This window comes from Curtobacterium sp. AG1037 (genome assembly GCF_003349855.1).
GTDB lineage: Bacteria > Actinomycetota > Actinomycetes > Actinomycetales > Microbacteriaceae > Curtobacterium > Curtobacterium citreum.
The window spans coordinates 1-21,853 of record NZ_QQAO01000002.1; the positions used below are offsets into that span (position 1 = coordinate 1).

A 21,853-nucleotide genomic window follows, 5' to 3' on the forward strand; every position below is an offset into this window, starting at 1 on the left:
ACCTGCACATCGTGTACGACACCGATCCCATTCGAACTGCTTGGGAAGCCCAACAGGCCGGCGGTAACCCCCGTTCATGAAGCAGCGAGCGACTACCCGATCATCACGAGCACTGCGTACGGGTTCGTCAGGAAAGTGTCGTCCCGCGTCGGGACTACATCCACGACGCCAGCTCGCTGGGTGACCCACCAGGCGGCCAACAACACGAGCGCGCCGGCAGGGGGGCTGAACACGAGCAACCGTTTCCTCATGGGATCACGGTACGGCGGCACGAAGCGTCGCAACGGCCGATGGCACGCCGTTCCGCCTAAAGGAGGACTCGTTCTTTGGGCGGATCGCGCCGAACTTCCGCCCTCCGTCCGATGAACGATCGGTTGACGAGACAGCCCCTCTGCGCCATGTTCGTGGGATGCCTGAGTGGAACGGTCTTCAGATCCCGGTGACTGATCTCCGTCTCGTGTTCGATCGGATCCTTCAGCACGTCGAACATGCGAACGGGGAGTCGGTCGTGCTGCGTGAGGACTACTTCTACTCGTTGCCCGCTCCGGGCCTGTACGACGTGTCGAGCAATCCACCCGAGGCCACGATCGGGCAGCTGACCGAGTCGTGGGACAACCTGACGTCAGCGCCGGCCGCCGACCGGACGTTGAACTGGGAACTCGTTTGGCTGGGCGACGTCCTACGAGCCATCGGGCATCTTCTGCCCGAGGGCGAGCAGCGTTCGGCAGACCGGTAGCCGATCCGCCATCGGGACATGTTGCAGGCGCGCGTGCGATCCTGTGAAGGTGCGCTATCGACTCATGAACGACTACAGCGCCGACTGGCCGCTCTGGCGGGACGACGGCGGAGCGCCGGATGGGGAGCCGCAGCTACCGGCGTGGCTCGAGGCAGACATTCGCCAATGGGCTGCCACATTCAATTCGCTGTACTCCTACGAGACTGGCTGGCCCGATACACGGACTTGCGATGAGCAGCGACTCAAGGGTGAGCGTCTGGCCGGGGCGATTGCTCGGGAACTGGGTCTGGGCGACTCAATCGTGTTCGCACACTGGGAAACGAACGTCGCCGGGCGGGAGTCCTAGGACGTGCCAGTGTGCCCGCCGGTTCTCATCTTGAGCTCGGTCAGCGAAGGCGGACCGTTGTCTCGGTAGCCGATCGGCTACCGGACGTTCGAGGAGCTGCGATACTCCCCCGGAGCCTGTGAGCAGCTCCGCTCGGTGTCGCCCTTCTAGCTTCGCTTCGTATCGCCTTCCTGGAGCAGCCGGATGCGGCGGTACAGGGTGGCGCGGGACATCCCAAGGTCGCGGGCAACCTGGGAAACTGGCTCACCAGCGTCGAGGAGCCGAACTGCGGCTCGAACCTGGCTATCCGTGAACAGCGCACGTCGGCCACCAAGATCCTGGCTGGCGTTGCGGCGTTTGGTGACGGAGTGGCGGACCCGTTCGCGCTTGATCTCGAGTTCAATCTGCGCGAGGGCCGCCATGACGGAGAACACCATGGACCCCATCGGCGTTGCCGTGTCGACGTCACCGCCCCCGCCACCGAGGTTCAGCACGCGAAGCCCAGCGTTCCGGTCACGGAGCTGCGCAGCAAAGCTGAGCATGTCGATCGTGGACCTGCCGAGTCGGTCGAGGGTGGTGACGACCAATGTGTCACCGTCATGCAGCGCGTCGAGTGCTCGGTCGAACGCCGGGCGCGAGGCGCGGGCTCCGGACACGCCGTGGTCGATGTAGAGGTCGTCGCGGCGGACACCCGCGGCGAGCAGGTCCTGTTCTTGCCGGTCGGTGTCCTGTTGCCGGGCCGATACGCGCGCGTACCCGATGAGCTTCACCAAGGTGCCGCCCGCGTCTCGCAACCTACCTTCACGACAGTGATTCTGTCCGTTGCTTGCGACACATAGTTGCGAGACTCGTCGCGCTACGGGATCTCGCGGATGTTGCGGGAGCGGTCGCGGCGCTGACGAGACGTCTCGCAACCATAGGGATCCACGACAAATGACGATGACATGCCCTCGCATGCGCACGAACCGTCATGGCGCGCCGAGGACGACTTAACCCTCAAGCTCGCCGCGAGACCGGCCACAACCTGCGCAACGAAGGCCCCGCGCTACGCGACGGCAGAACGCGTCAGGGCGGGCGCACTGCCAACAGTGCACCCGCCCGTCCGAGACGATTCAGTCGCGCCAGAAGTGATACTTCGAGATTAACTAACCCTCTGCTTCATGCATATCAACACGGTCAATAGGAATGCTTCATGAGTTATTTGCGCTCAGCATAAATTCAAATCAACGAATTTTTTTCCAAGCATCCCCAAGGAGCAACTTCGATCGCGGCCCGCAGCGGGCCTGCGTCATCAGCAACCGATCGCGCTCCTCGGGATCTGCCTGCACTGACAAAAGAAACTTGTCCAGGCTGCGACGCGTCATTTTCCACAAAGGCATCGATAGCTTGAGCGCTACGGGAGCATTCCAATTGCCGCCAACGGACTCCGCGTCGAGGTCGGCATCTTGCGAAAGCATCCACAGAACCTCTGCCTCCGTCCCGTTATTTCCAGCGAGGGTCTGTCGAACGCCGAGGGATGCGTCCCGAGATAGAACCAGGGCGACATCCGTCGGAAGCGCTGGATTGGCCGCCAAAGCAAGACGCTCCTCATCGGAACCAAACCTGGCGTAGTGCGCCGCGACCCGAGCGGGCAGCGAGGTGGCAGAAAGGCCCTCAACTCCCGGATACTCTTTGTCAGAACTTGCAGTCACTTGAGATCCCATTTGCACACTTCGCATCTCCCGAAGCTTCCCAGTCGGTGAAACGCTGCTTTCCATGCTTCACCGCTAGCTCCGTGGTGAAGTCGATTGTTTTACCACTCATTCGCTGGGGGGTTGTGAGGTACTTTTCCCAGTGGCCATTCATGTAGCCACTTCTCCAGCCCGTACTTGCAAGGTCCGCCTGCGAGAGGAATCCAATTTCGCGCACCTTCGACTGATAGGTCAGCCCATAGAAGAACCCAGTAGAAGGCGAATAAAGAGTGTTGTACTCAATGCGGCTAGTTTTGTTGCCTGGGTCAACAATCCAACGAAGCTTCACCTGATCCTTCAACACGCTAACGCCACGGCTGTTGATGACCCAGTGCTTAGCCCATTTGGTCTGCTCGTAAGAATAACCGCCATAGATTGCACCAGCAAGCACGACAGAGCCGTGTGACGACTTCGTTGACTTCATCGAGCTTCTAGTCGCCACAGGCTTACCCGAGCTGTCGTCAACCGCCAGGGTTTGCGCCTCGGCCGGCAGATCGGTGCCGTTACTCACAGCGGTCGCCGTCTGGGATGCAAGGCGAGCGGCGTCATCAGTGCTGAGCGAGGACAAGCCTGGGAAGTTCGTGGAGTTGCCGTTGGCGAGCACCTCACTCAGACCGTTCAGGCTTGCCGCCGTGGAAACAGAACCGTTGTCCGCCACCGCCCGATTGACCGCGTCCGCAAGTGTATCCGAGGACTGAATTGTCCAGTCAACGTCATCGGCCGCTGGGGCTTGCGCAGTAAATGTCCAGATCGGCGTCAATACCGTGATCGGCGTCGCACCGCCTCCGGACACACCGGTAATCGATGCCCGCCAATAGTATTGCTGCGCGCTCTTCAGGACTCCGTCTGGCATCGGGAAGCCCGCTGCGGCATCAGTCGGGTCGGACTGAGCGATGATTGATTTCATGTCCGAGGTGGTGCTTACAGAGAACACAACCTCCGCGCCGCTGTCAATCGCATCAGTTGCTGATTGAATACTCAAACTCGGTTCAAGATTCGTGGTGATACCGTCCGTGGGTGACTCAATGAAAGCTGCAGATGCCCAGTCTCCGAAGCCGACGACATATGGTGCCGAGACTGCTGTTTGGTTCTCGTCATCAGCATCGACGAGGCTCGCACTCAGCTGTGCTGCCCAGGCGCGTTCGGCACGTCAGCCTCAACGGTGGTCTGCGAATTTGTATTGAGCGCCAGAAGCGCACTCTCTTTCCCGTCCAACTCCACACGGACTTGCTGGCCACTGAAAGCAGCCGCCGGAACGGTAACGCCACAGACAGCGGGGCTCGACGGGAGCTCCTTGGCCCAGAAGCCATTTGCGTAGTTCTTACATACAATAGTTGGCGCCTGCGGGTTGGCGTACCAACCTTGCACGTCGATCACGTAGTTGGTGGCGTCCGCGACGTTATTGAGGGACACCTTCCCGGTTGTGCCGAGGGGCACGGTGATGGTGTTGGTGCGGATGGTGGTCTCGTCAAAGTTGATCGACGTCGTATTCGGGCGCGTTGTGCCATCGGCCCAAACCGTGGCGTTGCCTGAACCGGCGGTGCTCTTCAGTGCGGTGAGGGTTAGCACGACAGCGTTGATGCCTGAGCCCATGACGGGCACGCCGGCCTTGCCAGCGATCTGGACCGAACGTGTCTCGTTCTTGCCCATGACCGTGTTCCCGCTCGTGCGAGTGTCGTAGGCCCGCCCAGCACCGGGAGTGAAGACGGCGCCGCCCTTACCAGCGGCAGTGAAGTACCCCTGGATGTCGAGGACGAGATCGGCGGTGCTGTCCTGGTTGAAGACGGTCAGCTTGCCAGCAGAGGAGAGCTTGACCTGTGCCTGCATCGACGTCGCAACCCCGCCGCCGGCGTAGTTGAACGAGTTCGGGGGCCTGGTGCTGCCGGTCGGGTACGGGGTGAAGTAGCCAGAGGTGCTGCCCGTGTTCGCGGCGATCATGTTCACGATCACCGCGGACGCGTCCTTCGGCACGCCGGCGACGCCACCGACCTGCAGGTCCACGGTCTTCCCTGACGTCAGCGCCGCCTTTGGGGCGCCGGTGCCGTTGCGGGTGTCGACGATGCGGGACCCGTTCATCGGGACGAAGCCGCCAGGAGCGGTGCCATCGGTGTTCGCCGTGTAATAGCCCTGCACGTCCAGCAGGAGACGAGCGTTCGTCTCCGCAGACACCTGGATCGTGCCGTCACTGTTAATGGCCAGGACAGCGGAGAACGAGGTGTTCTGCTTGTTCTCGCCGCCGTAGATCCCCATCGTCGTGCTCGGCTCGTCATCGTTCGGCCGGCCGGTCAGGATGCCCTGGTTCGAGATCCCGATCAATGTTGCGACGACCGCGACCGAACCGGCGGAACCATCAGACGGAACTCCGCCCTTCCCAGCGACCTGGACCGTCTTCCACTGCTTGGCGGTCATCGCGCTATCGACGATGCGCGCCCCACCAACCGGAACGAAGACACCACCAGTACCGGTGTCGCTCAGCGCCTGAGCCGGCGTCGCGGCCAGGAAAGAGCCCAAGAGTGCCAGTGCAGCCAAAGCCGCGATGACAGCGCTGCGCTGTCGAACACGTGAAGCGTGCAAGCTGAGCACGAGACCCCCTCAGTCAGGCGACAGCACGGGCTGCTGTCAACTTGCGCAGCGTAAGAGGTGCGCGGCGGAGCCGAGATGCCACCGGTTTGGGTCACGGAAGGTAAACCCCCGGTCAGATCCGGTTGTACCGCGATGGACTGAGCTTTACTTCATACAAGGTCATCCGGCAGGCCGACCCCGGTAGCCGCCCGGACACCCGCCAGACAGACGCCCCACCCAGGGGCGGTACACAACGGACGCAACCTCGGCGCCGGCTGTGCTCGACCTCACCCGACACGGACCGCCACCAAAACGACGCCACAAAGCGAAGCTGCTCACAGCACAGTAGGACGGCACTCCCGGCGTCTCGTTAGCCGGTCGTCAACCGGACGCTCGGCAGTGAGGACGAGGTCTTTGAACGACTGCGCCGTCGCACTGTGTGACTGCTCACGCTGATCTGCGCGGTTCTGATCACGCTCTCTTGCCTCACTCACCCGCGGGTGATGCTGCGCGGAGGTAGGCGTACACCGTCTCTCGGCTGACGCCGTACTCCTTTGCCAGTACCGTCTTCGGTACTCCGGTGCCGGCGCGGTATATCAGCTCCGCGATCTGCACCGCACCAAGCGATCGCGCCCGGCCGCGATACACGCCACGCTGCTTCGCCAACGCGATGCCCTCGCGTTGGCGTTCGCGGATCAGTTCGCGTTCGAACTCCGCAAACGCACCCATCATGTTCAGCAGCAGGTTCGCCATCGCGCTGTCTTCACCGGTGAAGGTCAGCTGCTCCTTGACGAATTCGACGCGAACCTTCTTCTCCGTCAGCCGGCGCACGACCCGGCGGAGGTCTTCAAGGTTCCGGGCGAGCCGGTCCATGGAGTGCACCAGCACGGTGTCCCCGTCGCGGACGAACCCGATCATCGCGTCGAGCTGCGGCCGGTCGACGTCCTTCCCGGATGCCTTGTCCTCGAACACCCGATCCAGCGCGACGCCGTCGAGCTGCCGCACAGTGCTCTGATCCAATGTGCTCACCCGCACGTACCCGACCCTCTGACCCGACACGGTGCCTCCAACCCACATCTGTCAGGTTAGAGTCTATGAGCCTCCCACGCCTCTGTCAGAGAAGGCCGAATTGGACCCTAGTCGGACGCGCGTCGACCGCTCATGTTGACGTCTAGTTGGGGTGTACCTCAGGTGGGCGATGTCGAAGGCGACGCTGCGTCTTGAGAACCTGCACCATTGAGGTTGACGGTGACGCTTTCACACAGGCGCCCGTCGGCAAAACGATGAACCCAGTGCACCAGTCCTGCGTCGGCGCGGTATGCAATGTCGAGGCGTTCTCCCCCCTCCACGAGGGCGAGAGCGCGAGTCAACGTAGCCATCACCTCCGGGTTGGTGTATGTCGCCGTGGTGAATTCATCTGCACCCACTTGTACGGAAGTGGGCTCGTCGATGTCGGCGAGGAGTGGCCGAACGTCCAGATAGGTACTCACGGCGGATACTTCGTGCCCGTCGAGCTCGATCGTCTCCGAGTCGTACGAGGTGACGAAGACCGATCCGACGACGCGCACGGTGTGCCAATCGTCACGATCCCCAGAGCTGGTCGCGGCGATGACGTTGCGGTTTCCGTCAAGAGCGACGGTCCATGTTCCTTCCCGAGGTGCACTACCGGATGGCTCTGCTCCAGGAATCGGGTAGAGGGTCCCAGGGTGACCTTCCACCCGATCCCAGAAAGCAGCGTTGCTGAGCAGCTGGTCCCGCCAGAACCGCATTTCGACCGTCGTGGCGGTGTCGTTGGATGACATGACGCTGCTCCTGTGACGTGCTTCTAACTGCAGGTGATCGTGTTGACGTTGCCCGTCACGTTGCCGTAAGTACGGTTCTTGACCTTGAGGTTCCATGCAACCGGTCGGAAGTGTGCGCTACCTCGGCACTTCGCGTACGTGTGCGCGACGTGATACGCGCCCGCGGTGTACGCCCCACCGTTCGCCGCGACATCCTCGCAGTCGAAGTCTTCCGGACCGCCGTCACGGGTGCAGTACTGGATCGCGATACCGGTTCGGGCAGCGACGCTCTCCGTGCACCGTAGCTGCGATCCCCACTGAAACTCGTGCTCTGCCGGGACGGCAGTGACGGCGGTGAAACTGCCCTCGCAACCCCCGATCGTCACCTTGGACTGCCCGAATCGCGGGTCGGTCGTGCCGTCAGTCGGGATCGGAATCTTCCAAGTCTCCGCCGCGACCGTGTCCGTGCTACCCGGCGTGAGAACCACCGACGCGGCCGCATCGTTACCTGGCGTTGTGTCTGCGGTCGCCGCTGTCGCCCCTCCGAACGCTAGAGCGAGCCCCGCAGCACAGGCCGCGAGAACCATCGCAGCGCTTCGCTGCTTCGAGCCAAAGAACATCTCAATCCCCTAACCGATCGGCCCAGTGCCGATGCGCCCAAAGCTAGGGATGCTGGTATCCACCGCACCGGAGCAGTCAGGTGAACGTCACCTGTACGGACGCCTCCGCTAGAAGCGCAACAGATCGCGAGCGAGATCGTGCATGTCATCGCGAATCATCACACGGACACCAGTTGTCCCAGCAGCTCCGGGGGAGTGGCACAGCTCCTTGAACGTCCGATAGCCGATCGGCTACCGGGACGCGGTCATGGATCCTGGTAGCGCCATATGGCTGCTCGCAAGGCTGATCCGCGCCAGGGTCGTCAGGCTGTCTTGGGTGGTGCGAGGAGTGTGCCGCGGATGACGGAGCCGTGGAAGGTGCGGACGGCGACGGTGATCCACGCGGTGGCGAGGCCGGCGTAGTAGACGACTGCGAGGACGGCGACGACGGTGAGTCCGGAGTGCAGGGCGAGGCCGTTGAGGCCGGTGACGCAGGTGCCGACGGGGAACGTGAACGACCACCAGGTCAGGCTGAACGGCAGGTGTTCTCGGGCGGTCCGGATGGTGATGGTGAGGGCGATGACGGTCCACAGCAGCGCGAAGCCGAGCATCGCGAACCCGTACACGAGCGCCACGACCAGCAGCGCGTGGGCGGTCGAGGCGTCAACGACGGTGTGCGCGTTCGAGGCGAGGAGGTTCACCGCAGTGATCGACTGCCCGACCGGTCCGAGGACGATCCACAGGGTCGGCACCATGCCGGCGGCTCCGACCCTGTGCTGCGCGAGTCGGTTCCAGATCAGCGTGATCACAACCAGCGACGTGATGAGGCTGAGGCCGAAGAAGCCGTAGCAGGCCCACAGCAGTGTCTCGCGCGCCTGTCCGGCGGGGGCGTACGGCAGGAGGAGTGCGCCGGTGGAGGCGGACACCATGGGCGGGACGATGGGCATCAGCCACCCGCCGAACGCGGAGTCGGGCTTGTTCTCGTGACGGGTGAACGCCAGGTACGGCACGAGGACTGCGGTGAGCAGCCCGCCGACCGTGCCGATGGCCCAGAGGACCCAGTCGACGGTGACGGCCGCGGGGAGGCCGATCCAGTCCTTGCCGAGCAGGATCGTGCCGGCGCCGACGGTGAGGAACGCCATTGGCGGTGCCCCGTAGAAGTGCGAGATCACCGGGTGCAGGTGGTGCTTTGCCGCGGTGCTCCGGTATCGGACCCAGTGCAGGACCGTCGCGATGGTGAGGGCGACGAGCAGGATCGCGGCGATCGCCCAGACGACTGTTGCGGCGGTGCGGAGCCCCGGGAACTGCAGTGGGAGTGATGCAGCTGCGACGGCGACGATCCCGGTGCCCATGATCGACGCGAACCAGTTCGGGGTCAGGTTCGACACGATCAGACCGGGCCGCTCCAGCTCCCGGAACAGCCGCCGGTCGCGCGCATCGTGCTCGGACGTCGCGGGTGCGTGGGCGAGGTGAGCGGACATGAACCCATCGTGCGTGTGTTCCCCGTGGGTCGGGAACGGCGGACTCGTTGGCAGGGCACAATGATGGTTTGTGGGACTGCGGCGGTTGACGGACCGGACTCTGGACCTCGACACCCTCGAGGTCCTCCTCCGCGTCGCGGAGACCGGTTCGTTGACCCGCGCGGCCGAGGTGTTGGGGGTGACGCAGCAGGCGGTGTCTGCGCGCTTGCGTGCCGCGGAGCAGGCGACCGGTCAGCCGCTGGCGCACCGGACGGCGTCCGGGACCGCGCTGACCGACGCCGGCCGGGTGGTGCTCGGTCTGGGCGTCCCGGTGTTGGAGGCATCCCGGCGGCTCGAAGCAGGCGTCGCCGCGCTGCGGGAACCGGCTGGATCCCTCGTGGTCGCAGCGTCGCAGACGATCGCCGAACTTCTGCTGCCTGGATGGTTGCTCGCCCATCGGGCTGCCGCGCCGGATGCGTCGGTGCGGTTGATCGCGGGGAACTCCGCCGACGTGACCGACCTCGTCCGTTCCGGCGCTGCCGACGTCGGGTTCACGGAGACTCCTGCTGCGCCGGCTGATCTGTCCTCGCTGGTGGTCGACGAGGACGAACTGGTGGTCGTCATCGCTGCGCACCATCCGTGGGCGAGGGCTTCGGGCATCACCGCGGATGACCTCGCGGAGACGCCGCTGCTACTCCGTGAGGAAGGGTCCGGCACCCGCGCCACGGTCGAGGCATGGCTCGACGACGCGGGTCTGACGCTGGTTCCGCCGGCGGCGGTGCTGGAGACGACGGGCATCATCCGCGCCAACGCTCGAGCGGGCATCGCACCGGCGGTGATGAGTCTCCGCACCGTCGACACAGACCTCGCCGACGGTGCCCTCGTCCGAGTGCCGCTACTCGGCCCGCCACTGATCCGATCGCTGCGCGCGATCTGGACCGGCCACCCGGGGCCCGCCGTCACGGCATTCCTCGACAGCGCTCAACAGTCCCGATAGCCGATCGGCTATCGAGACACCCAATTGCGGCCGCGTTGCGCGACGCGAACGTCTGTGGTCCTGCTGTGACCGTTCACGCTGTGTTGCCTGGTTCTGGTCACGCTGTTGTGCATCATCCGATGACGAGTGTGCTGGCTGCTGCTTCGATGACGTCGTCGGTGATGGTGTCGAGCTCGTTGATCTTGAGGACGCGAGCGACCTGGGGGAAGAGGCGTTCGAGGAGCCGGAGGTTTCCACGTGTGATGCGGGCGATGGCCGCAACGGCTTGGTGATCGGTGAAGTCGTCTGGGTCGAGTTCGTGGCCGAGGCGTTTCCACTGCCGGTCGAGGACGAACATGAGTTCCTCGGTGGTGAGGGGTTGATAGTTGTGGGCGAACCCGAGCCGGCTGAAGAGCTGCGGGTAGTGGCGGAAGCGTTGGTTAAGGCCCGGCATGCCGATGAGGACGACGGCGACGCGGGTGCGGTCGTGGAGGTCGCGGAGCATCTCCAGCGCGGTGGCGGAGAGGCGTTCGGACTCGTCGATGATGATCAGCTCGACGCGGCTGGGGCTGGTGGGTGTGAGAGTTTTCCAGTCGTCGAGATGTTGGGTGATGAGCAGGTCGATGTCGTCGCCGAGTCGCTTGAGTTCGCTGGTGAGGTTGCGGGTGCCGGTGGTGACGGGCGGGGTGTAGAACACGCTCCGAGCACGCCCGGCTGCGGTGACGAGCTTGTCGTCGATGTCCCGTGGGCCGAAGTGTCCGCCGAGGTGGGGTTCGATGGTGTCCCAGTTGGCGTAGCGGCGGCCAGACATCGTCTTGCCGACGCCGGCGTCGCCGTAGCAGATCCCGATGGTGTGTTCTTTGCGGACGACGTTGGCGAACTCGGTGAAGCGGCGGTGTTCCTTCGTGATGATGAACTTGCCGGTCATGGGTGGTCCTCTTCGTAGGTCCGGAGCTTCGGTTTGGGCCGCGGGGTGGGCGGCACAGACTGGTCGGGGTCACGCGCGGGTAGGGCCCGTGGGATGCGTTCGTTGATGCCGGCACGAAGTTGCCGGCGTCGTGCCCGTCGTGCGGTGTCGATGTCGTGCAGGGAGGGGCGGAGGTTGGGGTGGTCCTCGTCGACGGCGACGCAGATGATGGTGTCGTGATCAAAGATGCGGATCTCGGAGACGTCGCGGGGGTCGTAGCGCACGGTTACGGGGTGACCGACGAAGCTGGCGAGGGTGGGGGCGAGGTAGCGCTGGCCGAGGAAGTGCACACCGTCGCGTTGCACGATTCGGCTGGTCGGCACGGTCAGCAGCAGTCCGTCGAGAGCTTCGAGCGAGTCAGGTAGGCGGGGCAGCCAACCGTCACCGATCCACGCGTCGTGGGGGCTGGTCTTAACCTCTCGATGCGTGCGGGTGTTGTAGCTGCTGATGAAGGATCGGACGGCGTCGTCGAGGTCCGGTAGCCGCAGCGTCGGCACGGCTTCGGTACCGGCGGCAAGGTGCCCGGGCAGCGTTGGGAGCAGTTCCGTGTTGATGGTGCCGAAGAAGCGTTCGATCTTCCCTCGGCCCTGTGGGCGGCCGACTGTGGAGTGGATGATCCGGACGTGCAGATCGCGGGTGGCGTGCTCGAGGTGGTGGCTGATGAAGTCGCTGCCGTGGTCGACGTGCAGCACGTCTGGAACACCGCACATCGCCCATGACGGGTCAGGTTTCGGCCAGATCGCTTGCCGGAGCGCGAGTGCGGTGTTCATCGCAGACGGTGCGCCGGAGAAGACCATGTAGCCGCAGATGGCGCGGGAGTAGTCGTCGAGGATGACAGTCAGCCACGGCCGGTCTGGTTTGTCGTCGGCGCCTCGGATGAGGATGTCGAGCATGGTGTGGTCTGCTTGCCACACCTGGTTCGGACGGGTTGCCCGTCGCCGGAGCACCAGTTCGTGCTTGTCGCGGTACGACGTCGGCCCGTCGAGGGCGAGCGTGATCATCGCGGGGTCAAGGCCGCGAACGATTCGTCGCACCGTTGAGTACGACGGTGCGATCGTTCCCACATCGGCTGCACCCTGGGCCACGAGCCGATGCAACGTCGCGACGGATGGTCGCGGCCTCGACAGTGCTAGCCCCTCGATGAGTCGGACCAGTTCCGGAGGCGTGGTCCGCTGGCCACTGTCGGAGCGGCGGGCGGTATCAAGTCCCGCGGCCCCGGCTTTCCGGTAGCGCGCCAACCAACTCGCGAGAGTCCGGACGGGGACGCCACTGTCGCGGGCGAGGACAGCGAGCGGGACCCGATCCTCGACGTGCAATCGGAGGATCTGCCACCGTGCTTCCGCGTCCACGCTGCGCTCGTTACATCGGTGACGTCGCTCCCGCGGCGTCACCCTGCAGGTGCCGGTAGATGGTGGGGCGGGAGACGCCGAAGGTGTCGGCGATCTCCTGGACGGTGTGCCCGCCGGCGTTGTACATCGCTCGGGCTTGCCGAATCTTGTTCGCGGTCATCTTGAACTTCGGCCCGCCGGAGCGTCCGCGGGCGCGGGCGGCGGCGAGTCCGTCGTGGGTGCGTTCGACGATGAGGTCGTGCTCGAACTCCGCGATCGCGGCAAGCATGTGGAAGAACAACCGCCCGCCCGGTGTCGTGGTGTCGATGCCCTGCGACAGCGCGCGGAGACCGACGCCGCGGTCGTGGAGCTCGTCGGCGATCTGCTTCAAGTTCTTCACCGACCGTCCCAGGCGGTCGAGCTTCGTCACCACGAGCGTGTCACCGCGGCGAAGGTAGCCGAGTGCTTCGGTCAGCGCCGGCCTCGTCGCGAGCGTGCCGGAGGCGTAGTCGACGAACACCTTCTCGCAGCCGGAGGCGTCGAGGACGTCGGTCTGCCCCTCGGCATGCTGCTCTCGCGTCGAGACTCGCGCGTATCCGACCGATGCCATGCGGGAACTGTAACGCGAACGCCGGGTTCGGTACATAGATCACGGACACGGATCACGAGACAGCGGCGCGCCGATTCCGCGCCAAGGCCAGCGCGCGTCTCGTGAACGACCGTTCACGAGTTGGATGCTTTCGCCCTAGTAATACCCCCGATACGGGTATATGCTCGATGTATGAGCACAGCCGAACTGCGGGAGCCGGCGTTCTGGGTCCTGACCACACTCGCTCGTGGTCGGGCCCACGGTTACGGGATCATTCAGTCCGTCGCCGAGCTTTCCGCGGGCAATGTCACGCTCGCAGTGACGACGCTCTACAAAACACTGGAACGGCTCGAGTCAGACGGTCTGGTGGAAGGCGCCGGAGACGAGGTCGTTGGGGGGCGTCTCCGGCGCTACTACACGCTTACCTCAGCGGGAACGCAGCGCTTGGAGGACGAAACCCAGCGCCTCGCGCTCAAGGTACGAGCTCTCGAAGCTGGCCTCCGTCGACCGGCCGTGGTCTCCGGTCGGGCGGTTGAAGCATGACCAGCGCAATGGAGCACCGGTACCGTCGCCTTCTCGCCTGGTATCCCCGCTCCTGGAGGGCGGCGCACGGCGAAGCCTTCCTGGGAACGCTCCTCGACGTCGCCGACGGTCAAAGCCGTGCGCATCCAACGTTCAAGGAGCGCTGGGCGATCGCCGAGCACGGGCTCGAGGCCCGCCTCGACCGTGTCGTCGTTCCAGAGGTTCGGAACGCCGCGAGCACCGTCGCGCTCGCGATGGGGGCCGGCCTGGCCCTGGCCGAGTTCGTCTTCACGAGTTGGTCTCCGTGGATCCGCAGCAACCCGACTCCGGGACTGATGGTCCAGGTCGGACCGTTCCGGGACACCGGCTTCGCGTTCGCCGCGCTCTGGATCATCGCGCTCCTGGCGGCGCTGACCGGGCGGTGGGCGATCGGGAGGGCAACGCTGTTCATCCTGATGCTGCTCGCTGGGGTGTCGCCGTACTTCTTCGCCTCCCCGTCCGGAGTGTGGAGCGTCGATCGAGCGACACTGTTCCTGCTCAGCATGTGTGCTGCCGTTGCGGCGATAGGCCGGCCGCACCGGTCGCATCACACCGCAGCCGCGACTGTTGGCTGGGCGCTGCTCGGTGCGCTCAGCTACGCCTCGACGAGCGACTTCACCGAGTGGCTCTACAGCCGATCGATCTGGAACGGAAACCTCTATGCCTGGTACGCAACGGGCGTCCTCGAGCTCGTAGCGATCGGGCTGGCTCTCGCCCGCTACTGGCGTCCTGCCTTCACGATCGTGCTGAGCCTGGTGCCGTACGTCGGGGCGCTCAGCTTCAATAGGCTTCGCGGGTACGTCGGTGACAGTGGTTCCGTCACCATCCTCGCCGTCCCACTCATCATCGGCTTGCTACTCCTAGCCCTTCATAGCGCTGGACGCCTGGAACTACCCCGCCCGCCGACCAAGCGGACAGCCAAACGAAGCGGTAGCTGAAGTTCGACGGCCGACTAGTTACGGCAAGAAAGCGTGACCACTTCTACGCAACTCAGCGTGAACGGCCACACGCACTGTCCGGATGAGTGGTCCGGAATAGGTTCCGGTGAAGGTCCGCTTAGCGAGACGGCCAAGCAGCTGAGTCGGCCTGCTCGTCGGCCTTCATTCGGCGCGACGGAACGCCGACTGGCCGGCCGAACGAATCACGTCCTCAGCTCGCTCGTTCCGAAGGGCTGCTGCTGGGCTCAGGCCGTTCAGGTCATCGTCAGGAGCATTCAGCGCGAGTTCGCAGACACCACGTTGAAGATCAACGGCGCCGCCCCCGGCCACGTCGCCACCGACTTCAACGACTTCCGCGGCACTCGCACACCCGACGAAGGTGCGGCTGTGGCGGTACGCCTGGCGACCCTGCCCGCGGACGGCCCCACCGGCGCGGTGTTCGAGGACGACACGCAGCTCGCCTGGTGACCGGGGCACCCCGGCCGGCCGGCGAGCAATCCGGTCTCCCCACGCACGGGGTCGCTCCGGAGCGTCCGCCGGAAGCGACGGGTCAGAGGCGGCGGAGGTTGATCCACACCGCCCGGGCGGGCCGATCGGACACGTTGCTCACGAGGTGCGCCCGCCGAGCGCTGAACTGCGCGACGTCCCCGGCGGCGGCGGAGAAGATCTCGCCGCCCAACTGCAGCTCGAGCTCACCCTCGAGCACGACCCCGATCTCGTCGCCCGGGTGCTGCGACGGGGTCCGCGCGTGCGAGGTGTGCGGGTCGAAGTCGTCGACGTAGACCTCGATGCCGAGGTCGGCGCGGTAGGCCGCGGTCCGCCGGTGCAGACCACCGTCGGTGACGTCCCGGATCTGGTCGCGGAACTCGACGATCGGTGAGTCGTCCGCGCCGCTCTGCGCGAAGAGCGTCGTGATCTGGACCCCGAGGGCCCGTGCGATGGCGTGCAGGGTTCCGAGCGACGCGGTGGTCCGACCGCGCTCGACGGTGCTGAGCATCGACAGGCTCAGCGACGTGCGCTCGGCCAGGTCCTGGAGCGTGAGCTCGTTCTTCTGCCGCAGGGCCCGGATCCGCTCGCCGATGCCGGCCACGACCGCGTCGAGGTCGTCGCCGTCCGGCATCGGGGCCGCGTCCGGACCGGCACTGGTGGCGGTCGCGTCCGCGCTGGTCGGGGTCGATGCCTGCATGCACCCATCATCGTCGGCGTGGCGCCCGTCGAGCGACGGGTGCGCCAGTGTTCACACACGGAAACACAGCTGCAACAATGTGAATGTAACTTTTCGCATCAGAGTGAAACACCCTGCTCGATCCCGATCCGCAGAGGACACCTGATGACCACCCATGCCGCTCCCCCGTCACCGCCCGCCAGCGCGCCCGCGCCCACCGTGCTCTCCGTTGGCTTCGGTGAGCGACTGCCCGCCGGACGCACCGCGCTCTTCGCCGTCCAGCACCTGCTCGCCCTGACCGGCATCTGGGTCTTCCCGAACGTGATCGGCAGCGCGCTGAAGCTGTCGTCCGACGAGGTCGCCCTGATGATCCAGGCGTGCTTCCTGCTCACCGGCGTCGTGACGATCCTGCAGTCCAGCCGCGTGCTGAAGCTCCCGATCGTGCAGGGCCCGACGGCGGCGTTCATGGTCGCGATCATCTCGTCGGGCGCCGCGTACGGACTCGGGACGGCCTTCGGGTCGATGGCGGTCGCGGGACTCGTCTTCATGCTGCTCACCGTCCCGCTCAAGCGCTTCGGGCTGTTCGGGCACGTCAGCGCCTTCGTCTCCTCGCCCATCGTCCTCGGCACGCTGTTCGTCATCATCGGGGCGCAGCTCGCGTCCATCGGGGCCGGCGGCTGGTTCGGCACGGCCGGGACGCCGTCCTACGGTGTGCTCGCGCTCGTCGTGACGGTCGCCACCGGGCTGATCGTCCTGCTGTGCCTGGTCGTCGGCACCGGGATCCTCAAGCGGGGTGCGATCTTCTGGGGGATCGTCGGCGGAAGCATCGTCGCGCTCCTGGTGGGGCAGTGGTCGTTCCCCGACCTGTCGGCTGCGCCCCTGGTCGGGGCGCCGCACCTGCTGCCGTACGGCTTCGGGGTCTCCCTGCCCGTCGTGGTCCTGATGCTCGTCGCGTTCCTGCAGGCCGGCACCGAGTCGATGGGGATGTACACGATGATCGCCAGCTGGGGCGGTGAGACCGTCGACACCGCCCGGGTCAACCGCGGGCTGTTCGCTGAGTTCGCCGGCACGGTCCTGGGGGCACTCTTCGGTGGCATCGGCACGACGTCGTACCCGGAGAACGCCGGCATCGTCCGGGTCTCCGGCGTCGGCAGCCGGTTCGTCACGATGACCGCCGGGGGCGTCGCCGTCGCCCTGGCCTTCTTCCCCCCGGTCAGCCTGTTCCTGGCGGGGATCTCCGGGCCGGTCCTGTCCGCGGCGACGACGATCCTGTTCGGGATCATCGCGGTCAGCGGCATCCAGATGCTCGCCGCGGTGCGCTGGGACGACCTGAACCTCGCCGTCGGCGCCACCGCGTTCATCGTCGCCCTCGGCGCGCAGTTCATCCCGACCGCGATCTCGTCGGCGCTGCCGTCCTCGGTCGCCACGGTCGTGACCAGCCCGATGATGATGGGCATGTTCCTGCTGCTCGGGCTGCACGGGGCGGTGAACCACGGGCTGCGACCGCTCCTCGCTCGTCGGGGTCAGCCCCGCCGGGTCGTCACCCCGCTCGTCCCCCGCACCGAAGGGAACACCCACGCATGACCACGATCACCGTCCACGGCACCCAGCGCACAGCCGACCCGCACGGTCCGCTCCGCGACTGGTTCGACCCCACCCACACCGCGATCGTTTCGATCGACATGCACGAGGGACACCTGTCCGAGGACCCGGCGTGCCCGTGCCCGGCTCCTCGCGGCCGGGCGATCGTCGGACCGATCGACGACTTCCACCGTGCGGCCCGCGCGCTCGGCATCCCGGTCGTGCACGTCCGGTCCGAGCTCCGCGCCTCCGGCATCGACGACGTCGGTGGGACGTCGGACAGCGCGTGGCGGACGACCTTCCCGCAGCACGTCGGTCCGATCCCAGGCGCGGCGGACCACGCACTCGCCGGGAGCCGGTGGACCCGGTTCGTCACCGAGGTCGAGCCGCAGGACGAGGTCGTGACCGGCAAGAAGCGCCTCTCCGCGTTCTACCCGACCGACCTCGACTTCCTGCTCCGTCAGATGGGCGTCCGAGCGGTGGTCCTCGACGGGATCATGGCCGACTGCTGCGTGCTCAACAGCGCGTTCGACGCGTCGAACCTGGGGTACCGCGTGTCCGTGCCGTCGGACCTGGTGCGCGGGACCGACGAGGGGCTCGAGCGCGCGGCGCTGTCGATGGTGTCGCTGCACCTGGGTGTGGTGACCGAGTCAGCCGAGCTCCTCGCTGCGTGGACGTCCGCGACGGTGGGCAGCCCCGGGCACCTGACCGCGTGACGACGACCGAGGAGCAGACAGCCCTCCCGACGACCGGTCGGACCGTCCGCGGGGCGTCCCCCGTGCCCGCCGCGGTCGTCACGGTCGGCACGATGGCACTGGCGACCGTGCCCACGCCGCTCTACCCGGCGTACGCACGCGCGTTCGACATCGACGAGACCGGCACCACGGTGCTCTTCGCGGTCTTCGCCCTGGGCGCCGTGGTCGGGCTGTCGATCGTCCGCACGCGGCGCTGCGCACGCTGGCCGGTCCGCGGTCGCATCGTCGTCGCCGCGCTGCTCGGGGCCGCGGCAGCCGTCGTGCTCGCGGTCGTCCCCGGTCTGCCCGCCTTCGTCGTCGGTCGGCTGCTGAGCGGCCTCGGTGTGGGCATCGCCGCCGCGAGCGCGGTCACCTTCGTCACCGACCGAGCCCGCGGAGCCGGGCGGCACGTCCGGTTCTGGGCGACCGTGACGCCGGGGCTCGCGATGGCCGGTCTGGCCCTCGGCCCCGCGGCAGCGGCGCTCCTGGTCGGGACCGGCGCGCTCCCGCGGTGGGCGCTGTACGTCGTGGTGGCGACCGTCCTGACGACGAGCGCCGCCCTGCTCGCACCCCGTGCCTCCCGTCCGGTCGTGCCGGAGGCGGCACACGGCGGACCGCAGCCGACGTCGGGTGCTGGCACGCGGTCACGCGTCCCGCGGTGGCCTGATCGTCTCGGCGCGTGCGCGGCCTTCGCCGTCACCGGTTGCTTCGGCGCGTTGACGCCGCACCTGCTCGCCGGCGGCGACCGTCAGCCGAGCGTGACGGAGGTCGGTGTGGTCGCCGCCCTGCCGTTCCTCGCCGGTGCGGTCGGGGCCACCGTGCTGTCCGAACGCGGCCGGTGGGCGTTCCCGCTCGTGGTGACCGGTTTCGTCCTGGTCGCGGTGTCGACCGCGACGGTCCCGGGGACGGTCGCCGGTACCGCCACGTTCGCCGTCGGGGCCGCGATCGCCGGTGCCGGCGCGGGGATCGTGTTCAGCCGCGCGCTCGGGTCCGCGCTGCGGAACGCGAGCCCGGACCGGCGTGGTGCCGCCGCATCCGACACGTTCACCTGCGCGTACCTCGGGCTCGCGGTGCCCGTCGTCGCGGTGGGGTCGCTCCTCGGCGTCGTGCCGCAGACCGTCGTGATCGTCGGGTTCACCGTCGTCCTCGCCGGTGTCGGGACGGTCCTGGTGCTGCGGCCCGGCTCGGGCCTCCGGGGCGCAGGACGGTAGCCGGTCGGTCGGACCCCTCGACAGCGCGCGTCCGTTCTGCCATCGTGTTATCGACCGATAACCCGACGGGAGGGCCGCCCCAGCATGAACGCGCGGCGTCTCCCTGCTCGGAACGACGAACTGCTCGCCGCCGCGGTGTCGGCGTTCGCCGCTCGTGGGTACTTCGGCACGACCACCGCACAAGTCGCTGCGGAGATGGGCGTCTCGCAGCCGTACGTCATCCAGGCCTTCGGCTCGAAGCGGGAGCTGTTCCTCCGTGCACACGCGCACGCCGGTGCGCGCATCGTGGCCGCGTTCCGCGCCGCCGGTCGTGACGGATTCGACCCGGCACGGCTGGGCGCGGCGTACATGCGGCTCGTCCGCACGGACCTGTCGGCCGTGCTCGTGCACGCCCACGCGTTCTCCGCGGCACCGGCGGAACCCGCGATCGCCGAGGAGGCGCGGCGCCTGTTCCGGGAGATCACCGCGGCCGTACGGGCCTCCGGTGCGACGGTGCCGGAGACCGCTGCGTTCCTCAGCCGCGGGATGCTCATCAACAACCTGCTCCTGATGGACGCCGCCGGCTCATCCGAGGACGCCGACGTCCTGGCCGTCGTCGCGGCGATCCTCGGCCCGACCGCACCGACCGCACCGACCGCACCGACGGCACCGACAGCACCGACGGCACCGACCGCACCGACCGCACCGACCGTCCCCACCCGTCCACCGACTGAAGCAGGACCGAGATGACCGAACACGTCCCGTTCACCGACAACGTCACCGACCTCTCCAACGAGGACGGCTTCCAGTTCGAGTTCCGCTGCGAGCGCTGCGGCAACGGCTTCCGGTCCGCCTTCCAGCGTGACCTTCGCTCGACCGGACAGAAGCTCGCCCGCGGACTCAGCGGGTTCCTGGGCGGCCCACTCGCCCAGGCGGGCTACATGGCGGACCGGCTGCTCGACCGCGGGACGAACTCACCGGCGAAGGACGCGGCGCTCCGCACGGCGACCGCCGAGATCGCGCCCCGCTTCCACCAGTGCCGCGGCTGCGGTGACTGGGTCTGCGGCGACGGCTGCTGGAACACCGACGTCGGGCAGTGCGTCCGGTGCTCGCCGGTCGTCGTCGAGGAGCTCGCCCGGCTGCAGGCGGAGGCCCGACGGAGCCAGATGCAGCAGCGGCTCGAGTCCGTCGACCTGGTCGGGAGCACCCCGCTGTCCCAGCAGGCGCAGCCGAGGTGCCCGTCGTGCGGTGCGCAGTCCCGCGGCGGGAAGTTCTGTGTCGAGTGCGGCGTATCCCTGGTGACCACCCGCGCCTGCTCCGGCTGCGGCACGGACCTGGCGCCGAACGCGCGGTTCTGCGCAGAGTGCGGGACGGCTGCCTGACGATGGCTCTGCGGACCGGGAGCCTGCTCGTCGTCGCGGTCGGTCTGGTCGTCGGGCTCTCGGGATGCGCCGGGACTGGTGCGGACGACGGGCCGACCGGCACCACGCACCGCGCCTCGACGAGTGCGTCGTCCACACCGTCTGCCGCTGGTTCCTCGGCCACCGCTGCCTCGGACGACGAGCGCGTCGCGTCCTTCTGCGCCGCGAACGCCGCGGCAGCGGAAGCCGTGCAGGGCGACGTCGCCGGGGACATCACGGCTCGACAGCGGCAGGCCGAGGCGACCCGGGCGCTCCTCCCGGTCCCCGATGCCGATTCCGATGTCTCCGCCGGAGCCGAGAAGTTCGCCGCTGCGGCCGACGAGACGGTCGCGATCCTCCGGACCTTCCCGCCCGAGAGCAAGGTGTCCGACGTCGGGACCGATCCGCGGTTCCTGCAGTCCGACGCGATGCGGGCCGCCGCGAGCGACGCCGAGTACCGGGCGTTCCTGGCGTGGGTGCTGCAGACGTGCATGACGACACAGTGAAGCGGGACCGGTCGACGCCCCCGGTTCTGGCTCCGATCCCAGTCCCTTCCTTCGAGAGGCATCAGCTCCCGGCACCGTCACACGGGCGGTCACCAGCTCCGCCCCGATCGTTCCGGTACTGTTCATGACGTACGAGGGGCGCGTCCCTATCGGGGGACCTCGTCTGGTTCGATTTCCGGAGCGCTCCACCACTTCACGCCGTTCGGCTGCTTCAGCCGTCCTCGGTCAGCAATCGCACGGTCGGCGCCCCGGGCTCGTTCCAGCGGAACAACACCAGGTGCCAGAGCCCTGGTCGCTTCCGGGACGGGTCGATCAGGCCGTGGGCCCCGGCCTCGACCAGGCGGTCGCGGACCGACCACGACGAGGGCACTCCCCCTGCGGCGACGACCTCCTGCCACGGCGCGGTCGCGTCGGCGAGGTCGATCCCCAGCTGCGCGAGGACCAGCGGGTCCCGCAGGTCGACGATCCGGGTCGCCTCGACATCGACCGCGACGATCGCGGGCTCTCGCGCCCGTGCGTCCCGGTGCGCGATCATCGCCGCCTCGACCCCGTCGACCGAGGAACTCAGGTAGAGGGTCGGTTCGTCCGCACGCGAGTACCGGCCGGGCAGACGGGACCCGGCGAGCACGGAGTCGTGGAACCGCGGGTCGACCGCGCGGTGGAACGTCCCCCGGACTGCGGGTCCGAGAGCCCACGGCACATCGCCCGTCATCGCAGCGGTCACG

At 67.0% G+C, this 21,853-nt stretch carries 24 protein-coding genes; 11 read left to right on the top strand and 13 right to left on the bottom strand.

From position 1 onward, the window contains the following. Positions 1–409 precede the first annotated feature (409 nt). A complete protein-coding gene (locus tag DEU32_RS02405; protein WP_114849216.1) occupies positions 410–736 on the top strand; it encodes a hypothetical protein in 327 nt (108 codons plus the stop codon). A 492-nt stretch (positions 737–1,228) separates the two neighbouring features. Here the strand turns inward: DEU32_RS02405 and DEU32_RS02415 are convergent, their stop codons facing one another. The 8 genes from DEU32_RS02415 to DEU32_RS02435 form a co-directional block, all read right to left on the bottom strand. Then, positions 1,229–1,834, bottom strand: a complete 606-nt coding sequence (locus DEU32_RS02415) for a recombinase family protein (RefSeq protein WP_114849523.1) — start codon at positions 1,832–1,834, stop codon at positions 1,229–1,231. A 450-nt stretch (positions 1,835–2,284) separates the two neighbouring features. Next, entirely contained in the window at positions 2,285–2,752 is a 468-nt protein-coding gene (locus tag DEU32_RS16840) for a hypothetical protein (RefSeq protein ID WP_147281391.1), read from the bottom strand. Further along, a complete protein-coding gene (locus tag DEU32_RS16845; RefSeq protein WP_147281392.1) occupies positions 2,736–3,698 on the bottom strand; it encodes a hypothetical protein in 963 nt (320 codons plus the stop codon). Before DEU32_RS16845 ends, DEU32_RS16840 begins: the two co-directional genes overlap by 17 nt. Positions 3,699–3,910: 212 nt before the next feature. Then, on the bottom strand, positions 3,911–5,374 hold the full coding sequence (locus DEU32_RS02420) for a hypothetical protein (RefSeq protein WP_147281393.1): 1,464 nt from the start codon (positions 5,372–5,374) through the stop codon (positions 3,911–3,913). Positions 5,375–5,839: 465 nt separating this feature from the next. Continuing rightward, positions 5,840–6,412: a recombinase family protein gene (locus DEU32_RS02425; RefSeq protein WP_114849219.1), complete on the bottom strand. Its 573-nt coding sequence runs from the start codon at positions 6,410–6,412 to the stop codon at positions 5,840–5,842. 128 nt (positions 6,413–6,540) lie between these two features. Continuing rightward, positions 6,541–7,155: a hypothetical protein gene (locus DEU32_RS16850; protein ID WP_141861286.1), complete on the bottom strand. Its 615-nt coding sequence runs from the start codon at positions 7,153–7,155 to the stop codon at positions 6,541–6,543. A gap of 23 nt (positions 7,156–7,178) precedes the next feature. Beyond that, complete coding sequence (locus DEU32_RS02430) at positions 7,179–7,754, bottom strand: hypothetical protein (RefSeq protein WP_147281394.1); 576 nt, start codon at positions 7,752–7,754, stop codon at positions 7,179–7,181. Positions 7,755–8,056: 302 nt separating this feature from the next. Next, positions 8,057–9,214, bottom strand: coding sequence for a TDT family transporter (locus tag DEU32_RS02435; protein ID WP_114849221.1), 1,158 nt, complete (start codon positions 9,212–9,214; stop codon positions 8,057–8,059). Between the two features lie 70 nt (positions 9,215–9,284). Between DEU32_RS02435 and DEU32_RS02440 the strand changes: the two genes are divergently transcribed. Then, on the top strand, positions 9,285–10,190 hold the full coding sequence (locus tag DEU32_RS02440; RefSeq protein WP_114849222.1) for a LysR family transcriptional regulator: 906 nt from the start codon (positions 9,285–9,287) through the stop codon (positions 10,188–10,190). 112 nt (positions 10,191–10,302) lie between these two features. Here the strand turns inward: DEU32_RS02440 and DEU32_RS02445 are convergent, their stop codons facing one another. Genes DEU32_RS02445 through DEU32_RS02455 form a run of 3 tightly spaced genes read right to left on the bottom strand, consistent with a single transcriptional unit; the run spans position 10,303 to position 13,074 of the window. After that, positions 10,303–11,097 carry an AAA family ATPase gene (locus DEU32_RS02445; protein ID WP_114849223.1) on the bottom strand — a complete coding sequence of 265 codons (795 nt, stop codon included), beginning with the start codon at positions 11,095–11,097 and terminating at the stop codon, positions 10,303–10,305. Next, positions 11,094–12,485 carry a Mu transposase C-terminal domain-containing protein gene (locus DEU32_RS02450; protein ID WP_114849224.1) on the bottom strand — a complete coding sequence of 464 codons (1,392 nt, stop codon included), beginning with the start codon at positions 12,483–12,485 and terminating at the stop codon, positions 11,094–11,096. Before DEU32_RS02450 ends, DEU32_RS02445 begins: the two co-directional genes overlap by 4 nt. Before the next feature lie 10 nt (positions 12,486–12,495). Continuing rightward, positions 12,496–13,074 carry a recombinase family protein gene (locus DEU32_RS02455; RefSeq protein ID WP_114849225.1) on the bottom strand — a complete coding sequence of 193 codons (579 nt, stop codon included), beginning with the start codon at positions 13,072–13,074 and terminating at the stop codon, positions 12,496–12,498. A gap of 171 nt (positions 13,075–13,245) precedes the next feature. Between DEU32_RS02455 and DEU32_RS02460 the strand changes: the two genes are divergently transcribed. The 3 genes from DEU32_RS02460 to DEU32_RS16855 are packed head-to-tail and all read left to right on the top strand — an operon-like array spanning position 13,246 to position 15,020. After that, positions 13,246–13,596 carry a PadR family transcriptional regulator gene (locus tag DEU32_RS02460; RefSeq protein ID WP_114849226.1) on the top strand — a complete coding sequence of 117 codons (351 nt, stop codon included), beginning with the start codon at positions 13,246–13,248 and terminating at the stop codon, positions 13,594–13,596. Beyond that, entirely contained in the window at positions 13,593–14,552 is a 960-nt protein-coding gene (locus DEU32_RS02465) for a hypothetical protein (protein WP_114849227.1), read from the top strand. Before DEU32_RS02460 ends, DEU32_RS02465 begins: the two co-directional genes overlap by 4 nt. 57 nt (positions 14,553–14,609) lie before the next feature. Next, the gene (locus DEU32_RS16855) at positions 14,610–15,020 is read left to right on the top strand and encodes a hypothetical protein (protein ID WP_147281395.1); all 411 of its coding nucleotides are present in this window, start codon (positions 14,610–14,612) and stop codon (positions 15,018–15,020) included. Between the two features lie 82 nt (positions 15,021–15,102). Here the strand turns inward: DEU32_RS16855 and DEU32_RS02470 are convergent, their stop codons facing one another. Next, positions 15,103–15,738 carry a helix-turn-helix domain-containing protein gene (locus DEU32_RS02470; RefSeq protein ID WP_114849228.1) on the bottom strand — a complete coding sequence of 212 codons (636 nt, stop codon included), beginning with the start codon at positions 15,736–15,738 and terminating at the stop codon, positions 15,103–15,105. A 144-nt stretch (positions 15,739–15,882) separates the two neighbouring features. On the opposite strand from DEU32_RS02470, the gene DEU32_RS02475 reads away from it, so the two are divergent. From DEU32_RS02475 to DEU32_RS02500, 6 genes are all read left to right on the top strand, one after another. Next, positions 15,883–17,301, top strand: a complete 1,419-nt coding sequence (locus tag DEU32_RS02475) for a uracil-xanthine permease family protein (protein WP_114849229.1) — start codon at positions 15,883–15,885, stop codon at positions 17,299–17,301. Next, positions 17,298–18,014, top strand: a complete 717-nt coding sequence (locus DEU32_RS02480; RefSeq protein ID WP_114849230.1) for a cysteine hydrolase family protein — start codon at positions 17,298–17,300, stop codon at positions 18,012–18,014. The genes DEU32_RS02475 and DEU32_RS02480 overlap by 4 nt, the downstream gene beginning before the upstream one ends. After that, positions 18,011–19,243 (top strand): MFS transporter, encoded by a 1,233-nt coding sequence (locus DEU32_RS02485; protein ID WP_141859533.1) that lies wholly within the window; start codon positions 18,011–18,013, stop codon positions 19,241–19,243. The genes DEU32_RS02480 and DEU32_RS02485 overlap by 4 nt, the downstream gene beginning before the upstream one ends. Positions 19,244–19,327: 84 nt before the next feature. Further along, complete coding sequence (locus tag DEU32_RS02490; protein ID WP_114849232.1) at positions 19,328–19,972, top strand: TetR/AcrR family transcriptional regulator; 645 nt, start codon at positions 19,328–19,330, stop codon at positions 19,970–19,972. Then, on the top strand, positions 19,969–20,604 hold the full coding sequence (locus DEU32_RS02495; protein ID WP_114849233.1) for a zinc ribbon domain-containing protein: 636 nt from the start codon (positions 19,969–19,971) through the stop codon (positions 20,602–20,604). The genes DEU32_RS02490 and DEU32_RS02495 overlap by 4 nt, the downstream gene beginning before the upstream one ends. 2 nt (positions 20,605–20,606) lie before the next feature. Continuing rightward, positions 20,607–21,128: a hypothetical protein gene (locus DEU32_RS02500; RefSeq protein ID WP_147281396.1), complete on the top strand. Its 522-nt coding sequence runs from the start codon at positions 20,607–20,609 to the stop codon at positions 21,126–21,128. A 211-nt stretch (positions 21,129–21,339) separates the two neighbouring features. Here the strand turns inward: DEU32_RS02500 and DEU32_RS02505 are convergent, their stop codons facing one another. Then, complete coding sequence (locus DEU32_RS02505; protein WP_229666849.1) at positions 21,340–21,852, bottom strand: RES family NAD+ phosphorylase; 513 nt, start codon at positions 21,850–21,852, stop codon at positions 21,340–21,342. Position 21,853 lies beyond the last annotated feature (1 nt).

Coding starts and splice junctions, on each gene's coding strand:
- DEU32_RS02405 (WP_114849216.1), top strand. CDS start 410: ATGCCTGAGTGGAACGGTCTTCAGATCCCGGTGACTGATCTCCGTCTC.
- DEU32_RS16845 (WP_147281392.1), bottom strand. CDS start 3,698: ATGAAATCAATCATCGCTCAGTCCGACCCGACTGATGCCGCAGCGGGC.
- DEU32_RS16850 (WP_141861286.1), bottom strand. CDS start 7,155: ATGTCATCCAACGACACCGCCACGACGGTCGAAATGCGGTTCTGGCGG.
- DEU32_RS02430 (WP_147281394.1), bottom strand. CDS start 7,754: ATGTTCTTTGGCTCGAAGCAGCGAAGCGCTGCGATGGTTCTCGCGGCC.
- DEU32_RS02435 (WP_114849221.1), bottom strand. CDS start 9,214: ATGTCCGCTCACCTCGCCCACGCACCCGCGACGTCCGAGCACGATGCG.
- DEU32_RS02445 (WP_114849223.1), bottom strand. CDS start 11,097: ATGACCGGCAAGTTCATCATCACGAAGGAACACCGCCGCTTCACCGAG.
- DEU32_RS02455 (WP_114849225.1), bottom strand. CDS start 13,074: ATGGCATCGGTCGGATACGCGCGAGTCTCGACGCGAGAGCAGCATGCC.
- DEU32_RS02460 (WP_114849226.1), top strand. CDS start 13,246: ATGAGCACAGCCGAACTGCGGGAGCCGGCGTTCTGGGTCCTGACCACA.
- DEU32_RS02465 (WP_114849227.1), top strand. CDS start 13,593: ATGACCAGCGCAATGGAGCACCGGTACCGTCGCCTTCTCGCCTGGTAT.
- DEU32_RS02470 (WP_114849228.1), bottom strand. CDS start 15,738: ATGCAGGCATCGACCCCGACCAGCGCGGACGCGACCGCCACCAGTGCC.
- DEU32_RS02475 (WP_114849229.1), top strand. CDS start 15,883: ATGACCACCCATGCCGCTCCCCCGTCACCGCCCGCCAGCGCGCCCGCG.
- DEU32_RS02480 (WP_114849230.1), top strand. CDS start 17,298: ATGACCACGATCACCGTCCACGGCACCCAGCGCACAGCCGACCCGCAC.
- DEU32_RS02490 (WP_114849232.1), top strand. CDS start 19,328: ATGAACGCGCGGCGTCTCCCTGCTCGGAACGACGAACTGCTCGCCGCC.
- DEU32_RS02495 (WP_114849233.1), top strand. CDS start 19,969: ATGACCGAACACGTCCCGTTCACCGACAACGTCACCGACCTCTCCAAC.
- DEU32_RS02500 (WP_147281396.1), top strand. CDS start 20,607: ATGGCTCTGCGGACCGGGAGCCTGCTCGTCGTCGCGGTCGGTCTGGTC.